At 49.6% G+C, this 15,041-nt stretch carries 12 protein-coding genes; all 12 read right to left on the reverse strand.

The genetic code is table 11. From position 1 onward, the window contains the following. Positions 1 to 562: 562 nt before the first annotated feature. Positions 563 to 1,618, reverse strand: coding sequence for an isoaspartyl peptidase/L-asparaginase family protein (locus C5O19_RS24875; protein WP_104716078.1), 1,056 nt, complete (start codon positions 1,616 to 1,618; stop codon positions 563 to 565). Between the two features lie 63 nt (positions 1,619 to 1,681). After that, positions 1,682 to 2,821, reverse strand: a complete 1,140-nt coding sequence (locus tag C5O19_RS24880; RefSeq protein ID WP_104716143.1) for an acyltransferase family protein — start codon at positions 2,819 to 2,821, stop codon at positions 1,682 to 1,684. A 638-nt stretch (positions 2,822 to 3,459) separates the two neighbouring features. Continuing rightward, positions 3,460 to 4,755 (reverse strand): WcaI family glycosyltransferase, encoded by a 1,296-nt coding sequence (locus tag C5O19_RS24885; RefSeq protein ID WP_104716079.1) that lies wholly within the window; start codon positions 4,753 to 4,755, stop codon positions 3,460 to 3,462. Positions 4,756 to 5,467: 712 nt separating this feature from the next. Further along, entirely contained in the window at positions 5,468 to 6,286 is an 819-nt protein-coding gene (locus C5O19_RS24890) for a glycosyltransferase family 2 protein (RefSeq protein ID WP_104716080.1), read from the reverse strand. A 4-nt stretch (positions 6,287 to 6,290) separates the two neighbouring features. After that, complete coding sequence (locus tag C5O19_RS24895; RefSeq protein ID WP_104716081.1) at positions 6,291 to 6,863, reverse strand: WcaF family extracellular polysaccharide biosynthesis acetyltransferase; 573 nt, start codon at positions 6,861 to 6,863, stop codon at positions 6,291 to 6,293. Next, complete coding sequence (locus C5O19_RS24900; RefSeq protein WP_104716082.1) at positions 6,850 to 8,022, reverse strand: glycosyltransferase; 1,173 nt, start codon at positions 8,020 to 8,022, stop codon at positions 6,850 to 6,852. Before C5O19_RS24900 ends, C5O19_RS24895 begins: the two co-directional genes overlap by 14 nt. Positions 8,023 to 8,034: 12 nt before the next feature. After that, a complete protein-coding gene (locus tag C5O19_RS24905) occupies positions 8,035 to 9,159 on the reverse strand; it encodes a glycosyltransferase (RefSeq protein WP_243406509.1) in 1,125 nt (374 codons plus the stop codon). A gap of 44 nt (positions 9,160 to 9,203) precedes the next feature. Beyond that, on the reverse strand, positions 9,204 to 10,547 hold the full coding sequence (locus C5O19_RS24910) for a hypothetical protein (protein ID WP_243406510.1): 1,344 nt from the start codon (positions 10,545 to 10,547) through the stop codon (positions 9,204 to 9,206). Between the two features lie 2 nt (positions 10,548 to 10,549). Next, a complete protein-coding gene (locus C5O19_RS24915; protein ID WP_104716084.1) occupies positions 10,550 to 11,806 on the reverse strand; it encodes a glycosyltransferase family 4 protein in 1,257 nt (418 codons plus the stop codon). A gap of 7 nt (positions 11,807 to 11,813) precedes the next feature. After that, positions 11,814 to 12,824 carry a glycosyltransferase family 2 protein gene (locus tag C5O19_RS24920; RefSeq protein WP_104716085.1) on the reverse strand — a complete coding sequence of 337 codons (1,011 nt, stop codon included), beginning with the start codon at positions 12,822 to 12,824 and terminating at the stop codon, positions 11,814 to 11,816. Next, entirely contained in the window at positions 12,821 to 13,936 is a 1,116-nt protein-coding gene (locus tag C5O19_RS24925; protein WP_104716086.1) for a glycosyltransferase, read from the reverse strand. The genes C5O19_RS24920 and C5O19_RS24925 overlap by 4 nt, the downstream gene beginning before the upstream one ends. Then, complete coding sequence (locus tag C5O19_RS24930; protein WP_165796126.1) at positions 13,933 to 15,030, reverse strand: glycosyltransferase family 4 protein; 1,098 nt, start codon at positions 15,028 to 15,030, stop codon at positions 13,933 to 13,935. The genes C5O19_RS24925 and C5O19_RS24930 overlap by 4 nt, the downstream gene beginning before the upstream one ends. Positions 15,031 to 15,041: the final 11 nt, after the last annotated feature.

Raw genomic sequence — 15,041 nt, forward strand, 5'->3', positions numbered from 1 at the left:
AGGTAAGTCATTTACTCGCCGCTTGTCAAGAAAAAAGTGAAAATTTATTTTCTTCCTTTTCTTAACTTCCCATCGCCTCATCCGCTACTTAACTGCCTTTGCCTCAAGTATTTACACTCACTTTCAAGTGCCTTTCCCGTCGTTTGGGAGTGCAAAGATATCACTCAAAAACCGCCCTTGTCAAGTATGAAATCAAAATAATTAATAGCCCATCAAACCAATCGCTGATTATCAGTGTTTTAAAGCCCGGAAATTCCTGAAACTTTTTTAAACCAAGGTAGTTACCCCCTTTCAGCCCTAAAATCCCCGTTTTTACGCACTTCTTTGGCCCTTCTGCACCTTGACTTTGATTTTCTACGGCTACCCTACAGCTTAACCTATCCTTTCTTTGGATTTCCCTATAAATCTAATATTTAGGACTCGTTTGTATAACTCCTACTCCTTCGCTATTCTTCCATCAAAAAGGTTGCCGGAGTAATCCGGCAACCTTTTTGAATCTCTTCCTACTTGCTACTATATATATTACTGGCTACTATATATATTATATATAAGGATACAAGGATTAGTCTTTGTAGATCTCTATTTGAAGAGAGCCGTCTGACTTAATGTAGCCTCGGTACATTCCTTCCGAATTAAAAGGCATGGCAAAATTACCCTTTGCATCCAGGGCAATGACTCCACCTTCGCCTCCTCGTTCGACCAGTTTTTGATTTACCACTTCCTTGGCAGCCTCTTGTACAGATAGTCCTTTATAATGCATCAGGGCAGCGATGTCATAAGCGACTACTGATCGAATGAAGTATTCACCGTGGCCCGTCGCTGAAATGGCACAGGTAGTATTGTCCGCATATGTACCCGCTCCGATAATGGGAGCATCCCCTACCCTACCGTATCGTTTGTTGGTCATTCCCCCCGTAGAGGTGCCCGCAGCCAAGTTTCCGTACTGGTCCAATGCTACACAACCGACCGTACCAAATTTTTTCCCTTCCGTGAAAATTAACTCTTCAGCCCGACTGCTGGCATTCTTAGGAGCCTTTGCTGGTTTCTTCGGAGCTTCTTCGGTATGATCCAGTTTGACCTTCTCTTCCTTTATGGCTTTTTGTAAACCCTGCCATCGGTTTTCGGTGTAGAAGTAGCTGGGGTCAACGATGGTGAGTCCTTTATCCTTGGCGAACGTTTCGGCTCCTTTTCCTATTAATAAAACGTGTTCGGATTTTTCCATCACCGCCCGAGCAGCCGATATGGGATTACGAACGGTGGTTACGCCCGCTACGGCTCCTGCTTTGAGCGTTTTTCCATCCATGATGGCGGCATCGAGTTCGTTTTTACCCTCGTGCGTAAACACGGCTCCCTTTCCAGCATTGAATAAAGGTGAGTCTTCCATGACGTGGACCGTAGCTTCTACCGCATCCAGACTCGTACCTCCTTTCTTTAAAATAGTATAACCCGTTTGTAAAGCCTGCTCTAACACTTGCCGGTACGCCTTTTCTTTCTCTGCCGTCATATTCTGCCGGGTAATGGTTCCAGCCCCGCCGTGTATGACCAGCGTTATTTTAGAAGGATCGGGACTTTGAGCAAAGGCCGGGGTACTCATTAGTAGCAATAACCATTTTTTCATGGGAAGTAGATTTAAGTGAAATAAACACGTCTCTTCTATACCTATATATATATAGATAGATACTCAGACTCGAAGGAATATCTTCTTTTGATAAAGGATATACAGGAAAAGCCACTTCATCAAAATCATTCCGGCTACGGTCAGAACGGCCTTTAAGGGTTCGGAGCTGAGTTGATGAATGAGTCCTCCGAAAAAGAAGTCTGCGATGTGTTCAAAGTTAATGATTAAAACCGCCAGGTAGATTAAAATAGAGTTCATCCCAATCACGGTGAACAGAATCGTCCATTTCTGATACCGCTTTACATCAATGATCCAATAAAATAAAGCGAGCAAACCTAGACTACAGCCCCCCGTTACGAGTACGAACGAGCTCGTCCATAAGTTCTTGTTTACGGGAAAGACCATATTCCAGAGCCATCCTAGGATAAAGAAAATCACTCCGAGGCCGACTAAAGCTTGTATCTTCTCTTCGGGACGACGCATCGCATTCCTTAAAATAGTACCGGCGTAAATACCGAGTAAAGCATTGCAGATGGCGGGGATGGTGGAGAGCAATCCTTCGGGGTCATGTACGGTTAGGTACAGTTTTCCCGGGACTAGCAATCGATCTACGTAACCCGGCAGGCTACATTCCAGCGTAAGCACACCCGCTCCGCATCCGGGTACGGGAATGAGCATCAAGGCCGCCCAATAACCGAGTAAAATTCCGAAGAACCAGACATACTGAGCCCGCTCACTAGCGTACAGATAAATCAGCTGGGCAAACATCCCCGCCAGCCCAATACGTCCGAGTACGCTACAAAAACGAATTTCCTCAATCGGCTTAACGAACAATCCATTATTATAGATAATACCGAAAATCACCAGGGTGATGCCTCGCGTAATAATCTTGCGGGCTAGCGGTCCCTTCTCATCGCCTTTCTCCAATCGGCTGCCTACGGAAAAGGGAGTGGATACGCCCGCCATAAATAGAAAGAGCGGAAAAATCAGGTCGTAAAAGCGAAAGCCATTCCACTCGGGATGCGTAAACTGGTCGGCCATAAAGGCGGCCCAGCCCCAAGTGGTCGTCTTGGCCAGGGCATAGAAGATTTCATCCCCTCCCATAATCCAAAACATATCAAATCCCCGTAACGTATCCAGGGATAACAGCCGTTTGATGGGTACGGGTTGAGCAAGGGTAGGTTCAGTAGCAGTAAGGGACATAGTAATACAGAATGGAGGAAAACGATTGGTGGCTAAAATATAGCTAAAATATTCACAGCTAAGCTGCGAAAAAACGCCTCTGAGCGTTTCCATCTCCTTTTAGGGGATACCTACGGCCTGTCCTAGCCCCATAGCCGAATGCCTTTCGCCCCACTTATCGTTAGGGTATAACGAATCGGCTAGCGTCTTCCCTGCCGTAGGCTCCCTGAAGGGTTTGCCTGAAATCCAAACTGATTAGCTGCAAAATAAATATCCTAGTGTACCTATCATTAGTTTCAACGATCCCGCTTTCCAGCAAGCTTAAAAGCGTACTAGTTCACTTTTAAAAATCTAAAAAAATGCATAAAATAAGCTTCGGTAAGTCCTAAAATAAAACTGTAAGTCTATCAATCAACTGCTACTTTCTGGCTGAAATTATAATCAATCATTCGTTTATATAAGAGTTTCATACTCCCGAATAACATAAAAAAACTCCTGTTGCCGCCACAACAGGAGTTATATTTTGCCTTATCAATATTACTATCGCTAAGACTTTACAAACATGCTACATTTAATTTAAAAAAGCAAATACAATCAAAGTTTTTTTAAAAAAAAATAAGCATATTTTATCTAAATCGAATAAGGCCAATGATCTTGCCTTACCCGGAGTAATACACTTCATTAACGGGTTGAAAAGAAGTTGATATTTCTGGCACACTCTTAACTAATTTCCCGCCTAAAAGTTCACGTTCCATGGCTGATAAAATCACCTTTTTACTTAAATGACGTTTGGCATAACTGCGCGCATTTGCTTGAAAAAAGGCCAGATTAGTTTTTAAAGCCATATCAATTCCTGCCACTAATGCTGATAAGGATTCTGGTTCCACCACTAATCCTAATTGTCTATCAGACACCAGGTTATGCAGTGTGGTACCCGGATCAGCAGTTACTAAAACGCAACCACCCGCTGCTAAAATAGGTCCTAGTTTGGAAGGCAGTAATAAATCGGCTGCTGCTTTCTTTTGTAAGACTAAGTGTAAATCTGCCGTAGCCAACAACCGTGACATATCTTCACTTTTCTGCAGGGGGAAAAACTTAACGTTCGTCAGTTTATCCGCGTCAACCTTCTCAATTAATCGCTCTTTGGCTCCACCCGAACCTACCACAACAAAATAAATATGTGGAAATTTCTGATAGTGTTTAGCCGCTTCAATAATTAATTCCAAGCCTTGTTTCTCACCTAAATTTCCGGCATACAGAATAACTTTATCCGTATTACGTAAACCAAATTCTTTGCGCAAAGAAGCCGATTTAGGTAAGGGTTGAATGGCTTCCATGTCTACCCAATTGGGAAACACGTACGTTTTATTTTCACCTACTTCTTTTTGGATAATTTTCTTTTCCATTGCTAAGCTAATGGTGGAAACACGATCCGCTTTATTTAAAATAAACTTCTCCGCTTTAAAAAGAATGTTTAATAAGCTTTTGTTTTTAATCATCCCTAAATCTTTAGCCGCATCGACTTGAAGATCCTGTACATGAATGTAAAACAATGAACCTTTGAGTAAACTATACAAATAGGCAACAAAGCTTAAATGAAACGGAGGAGCTACGCAAAGCACTACGTCCGCTTTGGGTTTAAAAAGTAAAGGAATCCAGTAAACTAAACTGCTGAGCAAAAAAGAAAACTCATGGATGATGCGTTTGGCCGCACTTACTTGCTTGGGAACGTAAAAGGGACACCGGTGAACGGTCACGCCCTTGAGCAGATGCGTGTGCCATAACTTCCCTTTAAAATCGGTCTGTACTTCCCACTGCGGATAATAAGGAAACGTGGTAATCACTTCTACTTCGTGCCCAGTTTCCGCCAACCACGCCCCTAATTCTCCCGTATATTTACCAATGCCCGTTAATTCAGGTGCATAATTGATGCCATAGATTAATACTTTTTTCATAGGTTGAATTCATTATAACTCTTCGCAAGAGTTTAGTAGGACAACACGTTTATAGCACTAGCGTTGAAAAGCTAGCGAAAGTGGGCAACGGTCAACTACATCCTTGGCGGTGGAGGTATACTATAGGTAACGGACTATACTATACGCGTTACTCCATACGAATCCCAGACAAACGCAACCAACCATGTTGGCACGCGTAAGCCGAAAAGGAGCTTCCGTACATTTCGCACCGACGGGCAATTCGGTACTTGAGATGATAACTTGAGAATACCGTCGTTGCTTTCATTTCATTGAAAGCAAAAGGATAGCTAGCGGAGTATCCGAAACGAAGGTTGCGTAGGCCTAATGGCGGAAAGAGGCTAATCGCTTTTGTGTAGATGCCTTATTGGGGGGTATGGGCATCCATTCATAAATGTAAAAGAAAGGTGCTGAGCGAATGAGCGGAATCTACCAGCAACCGGGTGTGTTCAAGTCAGAAATGAGTATGTTTAGCCGTTAAAATAACCAGATAAAACAGCTTCCTGACCAGACAAAAACTATACGTACTCGATGTAACAAATATATTTGACGCTTTGTTAAGATGCAAGCAAAACCATTAAAATCTGAACCTTTTTTATACTGTTTTTTAGGTAATAATGGCGAAATATTTTTTCCCTATTCCTTACCATTCCTTACGCACACACCTTACGCTAAAGTCCTGATTTATCGAAGTTTACTGTTCCTGAATTTTACAATAAATCTGGGTAAAATACGCGGTCTTTAGGATAGAAAAGGCTAACCCACGACTCCCGTCTTTAAATCCACCCATGAGAATAAAACTACCTAAAAAATAGGCGGGTCCAATCAGGGGGCTGTGCAAAAGTTTGTACTTCATCCACTGCTTCCAGGTCCAGTGCTTTCGTACTTCCTGGGTTTGAAACGCTTTGGCAAAGCGGGAGGCTTCCCAACTGGAGTATTCATCGTGCTTGCGAACATAGTGCGAGATCCCCTTGAAATCCCGATGATCAATCTTACTTTTGATCATGCCTACCTTTCCCTGCAGGACGGGGTGCTCATGCACTTCCATATCCATCTTACTCCACGCATCTTCTTCAATACGCTCATACTGACCCGCATCGGCACGGAAGAGGGCCAACTTTCGTAAGGGATAGCCGCCCTTTAGTTGTTTGCCCATGAAATAAATGCTGTAGTTTAACCAAAAACCTACTTTTTCGGTCTGGTGCAGGGCCTGCCGCAGCTCCTCTTTAAACGCGGGCGTTACGTATTCATCCGCATCTAAAAAAAGAACCCATTGGGTTTGTAAATAACCACTTTGTAAAAACCAGTTACGCTTCTTTGGGAACTTTCCATCCCAAGTAAAGTCGATGAAATCAACGCCGTACTCGGCAGCAATGGCCCGCGTGCGATCGGTACTCCCCGAATCAATCAGGACAATAGCTTTGGCAAAATCCTTGCCCAGGGCGTCTAAACAATGAGGCAGATTTTGTTCCTCATTTTTAACCGGAATGGCAATTGTAATGTCAACTAACATAGCGTTATGAAACCAAACTTGGCGTTAGGGAATAATTATGGCGAGGTTTTAGGGGCCGACAGGGATGTCCTGCACAGACCATCCATTCGGGCATGTTCCGAGTGACGACGGAACGGGCTCCGACGACGGCTCCTTCGGCTAGCTGCACTCCGGGATGTACAAAAGCTTGAGCGGCAATCCAGACGTGATCACCCACCTCAATGGGTCGCGTAATGAGCGGGAAGCCAGGATCATTGTAATCATGCGTGCCCGCACAGAGATACACACCTTGCGAAATAACGGCCCGAAAACCGATGTGAATTTTACCCTGGCAGTACAAGACCGCTCCGCTGCCAACCCCGCATTCATCGTGTAACTCCAGATTCCAGGGTGCCCAGATTTTCACGCCGGGATACACGTGTACGCCCCGCCCTACTTTAGCTCCGAACAAACGCAGTAAAGCCGAACGCCAGGCATGAAAAGGCGTCGGTGAAAATCGAAAGAGTGTATTTTCCACCAGCGTCCAAGCCAAGCGGGCCAGGCGATTTTGTAACGAGAAAGATGGGCCCGTCTGGGTCTGTTGATTAAGGGTGGACATGCAGCGATGACGGTTCAAAAAGGGTTTCGACTAAAGTATGAGCGGTGGGTGCTACGGCAAAGGACTGTTCGTAAACCTGACGTGCTCGCTCGGCTAAAGTTTGTTGGGCAATGGGCGAGAGCTCCAGCCAAGTTTTCAGCAGACGGTAGGTACCTTCGAGGGTATCTTCCGCTACCAGACCGGCTTGGCCCTGGCTGATTTCCTGCCAGATATTGACTTGTTGTGAGATTAAAACGGGTTTACCACAGGCCAGGGCTTCTACGATAGCAATACCAAAATTTTCCTGATGGCTCGGTAGAACCATAGCCTGACAGCCGTAAAAGGCCCCCCATTTAGCCGCACCCGTTAGCATTCCAGCAAAAACGATATGGGTATGAGCCAGGGCTCGGCTACGAATCGCTTGTCCGTACGAAGTTTCCAGGCCTGGTCCGGCAATGACCAGCGCGGGCAGTTGCGGGTATTGAGCACTGAGCCGCACGTAGGCTTCAATGAGTAGATCCAGCCCTTTCTTGGGATCAATCCGGCTCAGGAAAAGCCAGTAAGGCCTCCGCACCGGGCGTTCACAGGCCTGAGCAAACGCTTGGGTCATAGCTTTTTGAAACACGGGTGGTTCCAGTACTCCCATACCCACCACCGTTTCCTGTCGGGGCTGGTAGGGACGAAACGTCTGTCGGGCCAAGGTCTTCTCTGCTTCACAGGTAAATAATAACCCATCGGCATGATTAATCAGGTGGCGTTCGATGGCTTTCCAAAACAGCCAATTGCGTAAGGCCTTGAGTTTGCGGCCTTTTGCTTTCTGAAAATACGGATCCAGCATCCCGTGGGGCATCACAAAGAGCTTAGGCCGCGGCTCGGGTAGTTGTTTCCAAACCTGGTACACACTGAACGTGTGGTACTGCCACAAGCCGTGTACGAGGATCGTATCAAAGCGGGCCAAGTTCGCTTGTAACCAGTCCCGTAGGTTTGCATTATAATGCCAGGGCCCCTTACTCGGCCCAAGGGCATGCACCCGGTCGGGCAGTCCGGATGCGGGAACATCCGAGCTAACTACCTCACTGGTTACGTGTAAGGTATCGAGTCCCTGCATCATGGTATGAACGGCCTGGCTTACCCCGCCGAGCCGCAAATCAATTTGATCAATGACATGAAGAAGTCGCATACATAGGGCTTGCTAAGGGGTAACGTAGTCCACTGATTTTTCCACAATTTGCTGATAGATCTCTTCCATGACGTCAAGGGCTCGCTCAGCATTGAAGCGTTGTGCATTGGCTAGGCTTTGCTCAATAACCTGGCGGCGTTCCTGCGGGGTTAGCGTCACTACGGCTTCTAATACGCCAGCGGCTCGCTGGGCCCAGTCCGTTCCCGCTTGCTGACGGGGAATCAAAAACGCTTGTCCTCCAGCTACTTCCGTCATGGGGGCCTCCTGGGTTGTAATGACGGGGCAACCCGCAGCCATGGCTTCCGCAATGGGCCAGCCAAATCCTTCCGCCAATGAAGGAAAGACAAACGCAGTAGCTCCCTGATAGGCTTTTACCACATCGGCATCCGATTGCTGGGTTAAAAAGTAGATGTCCTGGCGGTAGGGCGATTGCTCATGAAAGGCTTCGAGCTCAGCGTTAGGCGCTTCCCCAATGCACAGCAAGGGTAAGTTCTGCCGACTTTGATTTCGCCAAGCCGTATATAATTCGAGCAGGCCCATGCGGTTTTTGTACCATTGATTGCCGCCTACGTGCAGCAGATACCCACTGGTTAGATCACGCTGGAGCTGCTGACTCCACTGCTGCCGGGCTTCGCTAGTGGAACCAGGACGGTATTGGGATTTAACCCCATTATACACCACCTCAGAGCACGCGGGGCGACGTTCCAGCAGCGTATGCAAATCCCGCTGGGTCTGATGAGAAATGGATATAAAGTTTTGGGCACGGGCGTAACCCTTCCAGATAAAGTTTTGATAAATCTGTCCGGTCCAACCCGTCGGATTTTCTTGGATGAGTCCTAAGGCACTACGCTGGGCCAAAAAATCGTGACAATGCACTACGTGCCGGCGATGCTTCACCAAGGGGACCCAAGGGCCCAAGGCATGATCCGTAAACACAAATAATGTATCCGTTGGCACTTGCTTGAGTCTTCGCCGGACCTGCCAGGGAAACAATACGTACTGGTCGAGGTAGCCCATCCATTTTTTGAGGGCCTGCGGAACGGGTAACGAAACAAACCGGGCTTTAGGCGTCCACTGGGCAATGCGGTGACCCCGCTCCTGCATACCCCAGGCTAGCCATTGCGCGTAGCGTGGCATGCTTTGATGCCCTAGAAAACTTGGATGCGTAAAGAAAATAATATTCATAGCTTTGGTTTAATGGTCGAACGGCTGGCGGCTAGGATTAAGCCAGCTACGAGGGTAGAAAAGCCCAGCGAAGTAGGTTGTGCCCACTGACCCTGAATGACATTGACAAAGGCGAAGCTCAGTAACATCCAGGGTAGGAAGTTGCCCTGGGCGATTAAGGCAAAGGCTTGCCAGCTAAGCTTCCAGGTGAAATGAACGCGTATAAAAATGGTAATCAGTCCTAGTAATAGGCCCATTTCTCCAATGATGCGTCCCCATTCGCCTTCGGAAACCAAGAAATCCGTTTTCCCCGTCATTAATTTAGCTCCGGCATTGGTTCCCATCCCTAGGCCCATGCCCCAAAAAGGCAAGTGTTCTCCCTCGGATATGGCACTGCCCATACCCCCTAAAAAGCGATCAACCAGCGTTCCTTTCAAGCCTCCTTCTACATCGCTGGCCTCGTCGAAGCGGGAGGTAAAGGCTTCAATGCCCGTTTGAAAGACGGGCAGCGTACTCAGCAAGCCCAATAAACATACCGTCCCAAAGGCGGCTCCGAGAATCTTACCCGTGTATTTCGGCTTCGAAGCGGCAATGACTAACGCAAAGAGGACCGAAAGCACCGTCTCAAATAACACGGTACGGCTGATCGACAAGGGGATGGCCAGCATTAAACAGGCCGTCGCGGCTATTAGGAGCGGACGCTTGACCGAAGGTTTCTCTTCCAGCCAGAAATACAGAACGTAAGCGGCCAGTAGTCCGTAGAAAGAGGCCAAACCCGTAATAAACGAAAAGGTACCCGGTGGCCGGAAAAACCCCAGGGCTCCGCTGAAACCAGCTCCTTCGGTATCCCCACCCAGCCCCCGATTCACCCAAGCGGACTGAGGGCTATAAAATTGAACCGCCATCAGCAGGGTCATCGGCAAGGCTAACATCAAAACCATTTTGCCTACTTTGAGGACGTCCTGACGGCTAAAAATTTGTCCAATGAGGAAGATCAATGGAAAGTGAATCAGCATAATCCGTAGCCCATAGACTGCCACTACGACATTCCCATGGCCCCAAACCAAGGCGGTAAAGAAGCCCAGGGCACTGGTTATGATACTTAGGAGCAGGTAACCATTGCCGGCAAAGAGCCCCCGGTTACAGGCCCGGTAGATGAGCCATAAGGCTAGCGGGTCCCGAACAATGAGCAAGGGAGTCGCCAGTCCAGGTAGCACCCATTTACGCAGGGCTCCTTCAAAAATCAGTAAGAAGAAATAGAGCCAAATGCCCTGCTTCAACTGGGTAATGTAAGCCCGGCTGGCCGACTGGGCCAGGGGCGACGGAACAGTCCGGAAGGAGGTTAATGCAAGCGAAGCCATTTCTACAATTGATTAAAGGCGGGACTATGGGTTCGGGTGGGCAGGCCTTGCAAAGCGGTAGCAATCCGCTGACCGTACCGTTCCCAGGTATAGCGGGCGGCGTGCTGCTGGGCTTGCCGACCCATTTCCGGAATAGCATCCCGGTGTTCCAGGAACCAGACGAGTTTCTCAGCAATGCGTTCGGGCGATCGAATGGGAACTAAAAAGCCGGTTTCCCCTTCCCGGATCAAATCTGCTCCACCTGTATTGGGCGTAATAATCAGCGGTAAGCCCTGACTCATGGCCTCCTGCATTACTAAGGCCCGACCTTCTACAATCGAAGGCAGACAGAACACATCGCAGGAACGCATCAACGCCAGTACTTGATCGTGGGGCCGTCCCGCTTCGTAGGTAAAGTCCGCGTACTGCTGGCGGTAAAACGCAAGCGGTGCCAGTAAACTGCCCATGACGACGAGTTCGATACTTCCTTTGGGTAGTTGCTTCACGGCGGCAAACAAATCTGCCAACCCTTTACGCTGTCCCATCGACCCGGCAAATAAAACGCGGAGGGGTCCTCTACCGGCCGGCCGGGGCTCGGTGGTCGCGGTAAGCGGCGAGCCGAAGGGAGAAACAATTTGATCTTTGGCCCGGGCAAACGCCGGCAACGAATCCGAAACGAAACTACCCGAGGTAATGACCACATCGGCCAAGGCCAGTTCCTGCGTTTTACGATCCGTTTTTTCGGATGAATCCTGAATACTTCCGCCCAGGGTTTGTACCCAGTCCGGATAGCGTTCGGCTTCCTGTTGCATGAGCTGACGTCCGGTTTCCCAGTAGGCAATCGGTAAATCATAGATACACGTCAGGCCCAGGTCCTTGGCTCGCCGAAAGGTTTCTAACGCTCCATCTTCGTAGGCATATACGGCGTCCAGCGAGGAGCTCCGAAGCGACTGTGCGACCCGATGATCTAAGTCCCGATAAATGGCATCAATGCTAGCCCAGCCCGTTTCGGGTTGCAAGAGACGTTGCAGGCGTCCTTTTTGAGCCACCATGCGAAGCACCTCCCGCCAGGGGTGGGCTTTGATGAGCGTACTGGGTATCGGATAACTCCTCCGCAATAGTTCCTGTTGCAGCGTTGCGGGCAGCCTTTGGAGCCAGGCTTCCTCGCCCGTCAGCGCCACCGTGGAATGAAAGTCCGCTAGCATCTGCCGCTCGAACAAACTGGAAAGGATGGCTCGTACGTTACGATTACCAGTCGGATGTGCTACTAGAATTTTCACAATACGTCTAGGCCTTGGTTAATGAAAAAGAAGATCGCCAGGATAAAAGCAGGCGTTTGGCCCACGTTCTAGGTACCTGTTGCAGGCGATTATAGCCCTGAATCCAGGAGCCGTACTCATGCTGGTATAGCCAGATCCATAGCCGGGTGAGCCCGGCCGAAGACAGGGATAGCAAGGCGTCCTTTAGTTCTTGTTTTTCAACGGCGGTATAGGTACGCCAGGTTAAGCAGTCCGCGTGTTGACACGCATGCTGGCGTCGTTGCGCGTGCAAGGAAGTCAGTCCCCAGCCGCGGTCTTGGTAGGCGGGTTGTAGAACTTCCTCGAATACCGCCCGGATGCCCCGGATTTCGGCTAATTTTCGCCGCTGACGAACGTGTCCCTGATCCGTCCAGACCCGGTAATTGGATAGAACTTCACTCGAATAATAATTAGCATAGCCCAGGGCCGCTAACGAGGCACACAGGTAATAATCTTCCGCAAAATCAACACTCGAGGCAATGAAGTGGGCTGCTTGCAGGGCTTGCCGGCGGAACATGAGAATGTTAGCCGCTACTTTATAGCCCTGCCCGGCTAGCTTCAAGGCCTGGCCAGCCGTCTGTACACCCGTCGGACGATTCAAGCGGCGGATGCGTAAAGGCTGACTGTACTGATCCATTTCTTCAACGGCCGCGTGGGCATAGCCTAATTGGGGGTACGCCTGAAATGCGGTACCCAGGGTTTCGGCAAATTCAGGCAAGAGGCGATCGTCAGAATCCAGTCGAATGATGAGTTCATAGCGGGCTGCCCGTAAGCAGAGGTCGGTATTGCGCGAAATCCCTTGATTGACCGCTTGACGCACGACGCGTAAGGTAGGAATCTGGGCTTGCAAACCAGCCAAAATAGCCGGCGTTGCATCGGTACTGCAATCATCGTAGACGATAATCTCAGCCGGCGGGCAGCTTTGGGTATAGGCACTCCAGACGGCCTCTTCCAGGTAAGCCGACTGATTATAGGTAGGAATGCAAACAGAATACTTCATAACAATGTCGAATAAGACCGGCGAGGACTCAACTGCCGGGTTAACTGCTCAGCCGTCCGTGCAATCCGATTTTTCGGTGGATGCTTTTGCAACGAATCCAGGAGCTGGAATACCTGCCCTACGCGGTACGCATAGACGTGTAGGGGCAGTGGAGGACTAGGAACACCGCGCGGCTGCCAGGCACTGGCAATACACAAAACGGGTAAGCCGTGTTCAAGCATGGCGGCTACGGTTCCGCTTTTTTCCACCATAGGCAAGGCCGTCGAGGTCAGGCCGATATCCGCTTGGCTTAGAACAAAAGAGATCCGCTCCAGGGCTTGTTCTCCCAGCAAGCGTACGGGCAACTGCATCTGGGTACACCATTCGATACAGGCCTTGGCATGGGAGCCATTACGACCAATGAAGGTGAGTCGCATAGGCCGATCCTGTTGACTTAATTCCTGAATGGCTTCCCGCCACAAGGCATCGGCATGAACCGTCCCGAAAACAATGATTTCCAGGTAATCGTGGGTATTGACGCGGAAGGGTTGCGGTTGTAAAGGCACATTGCCAAACAAAGGGAGCAGACCCGCCTGGACCTTCTGACGAGCCAGAAAGGCTTGGTACAATTGACTTTGCGTATGGATCTGTTGGGGGGCTAATTGCTTGACCAGCCGCCGCAGGATCGCTTGCTGCAAACTACCCCACAACATTTGTTTCACCGAAGAGCCCTGCCGGGTTCCCACCCAGATTTCATGAAACATGACATGCCAGGGTACATTCTTGCCCAAGGTTTTTAATTGCCCGGCCAAGCCCCAGGGTAATCCCTTGGCGTCGTAGGAGAAGGGGACGTATTGCAAGCTTAAGACTTCAGGATTCTGCTGAGCCACCCAGGCCTGTGCATAGCGCATTCGCTCCGGCCAGGACAAACACTGCGATAAACGGAGTACCGGCACGGGGATTTGCTCATCGAACTGCTGACCACTGAAGACCCATTCCCGACCCGGCTCGTGCAGGGCTAAAATCCCCGCCGTGTGCCCCTGCCGAATGAGCTCCGCCGCCAACCGACGCGTATAATCACCGACCCCATCGTTACCGGGCTCTAAACAACCGCAAACGAATACGATTCTCATAGCGTAGCTCGGTTAATAAAGTTCACCAGTGTATGCGTCAAGGTCGTGGCGTTAAAGCGTTCACTGACGCAGCGGTAGGTGTAGGCTCCAATGGGGCTTAAGTCGGCAGCTGCCTGCCAGGCTTTCAACCGATCCGCTAAGACACCGCGTTGGGAAAAATCGGCCAAGCCTTCGTACGCTTCGCCAAAGACATATTTCCCCCCTTCGTGCATGTGACTCAGTACGGGTAACTGATGGGCGGCTGCTTCCAGCAAAACAGCCGCTAAGCCCTCGTGTAAGCTCGGCAAGACGAACACATCGGCGGCACTGTAGGCCAGGGATAAGTCCTGTCGCGTCAGCGTATGCCACTGAACATCCAGGCCTAAATCTTGGGCCATCGCTTGGAGTTCTTGGGTTTCCTGCTCGGGCTGTCCGCACAAAAGCAGGGTAATCTCCGGTCGCTGGAGCTGAGCCACTTCCTGGAGTAAATAGTCAATGCGTTTATGATGCTTGTTCCAGGCGGCCACGCAAATAATGACAAACCGATCGGATGCCAGGCCAAAGTGGGCACGGGCGTCGGCTTTACTCGTCGGATATACCGTCACATCTGCCACGTGCGGAATCACCGCACAGCGGCGAGCAGCAATGCCATCGGCCAGCGCCGCTTGCAGGGCATACGCGTGCAAAAAGATCAAGTAGTCAAATTGCTGGGCAAAGGCGTGACCGACGGGAGCCCCATCGCAAAACATAATTCGGTACCGAAAATGAAACATTTTCTTAAAGCGTAGCATAAGGGAAGCCAGCGTTGCCTCCTGTAACCAGACGACGTCCAGCTTGCCCCGAAATAAATACGGCAACAAGCCCAGGCCGAAGGACAATTGTTCCAGGCGGCATCCGTCTTGAATCAGCCGTAGTGAACGCAGCAAGCGGGCTACTTTCCCATTCCGTGGTAAATTCCAAATACGGGTTGCCTGCGGTTGCGGACCACCGGCAAAAAGCTCAACGGCCAGTTCCTTTTCCCGGGCTAAGGCCTGATACCACAAACTGGCGGAGGTTTCAAAGCCCCGGGAAACATTTCCCAGGCCGGCACTCAAAATGGCTACGTTCTTTTTCATGCGGTTCGTTG

It is taken from the genome of Siphonobacter curvatus, assembly GCF_002943425.1.
Lineage (GTDB): Bacteria > Bacteroidota > Bacteroidia > Cytophagales > Spirosomataceae > Siphonobacter > Siphonobacter curvatus.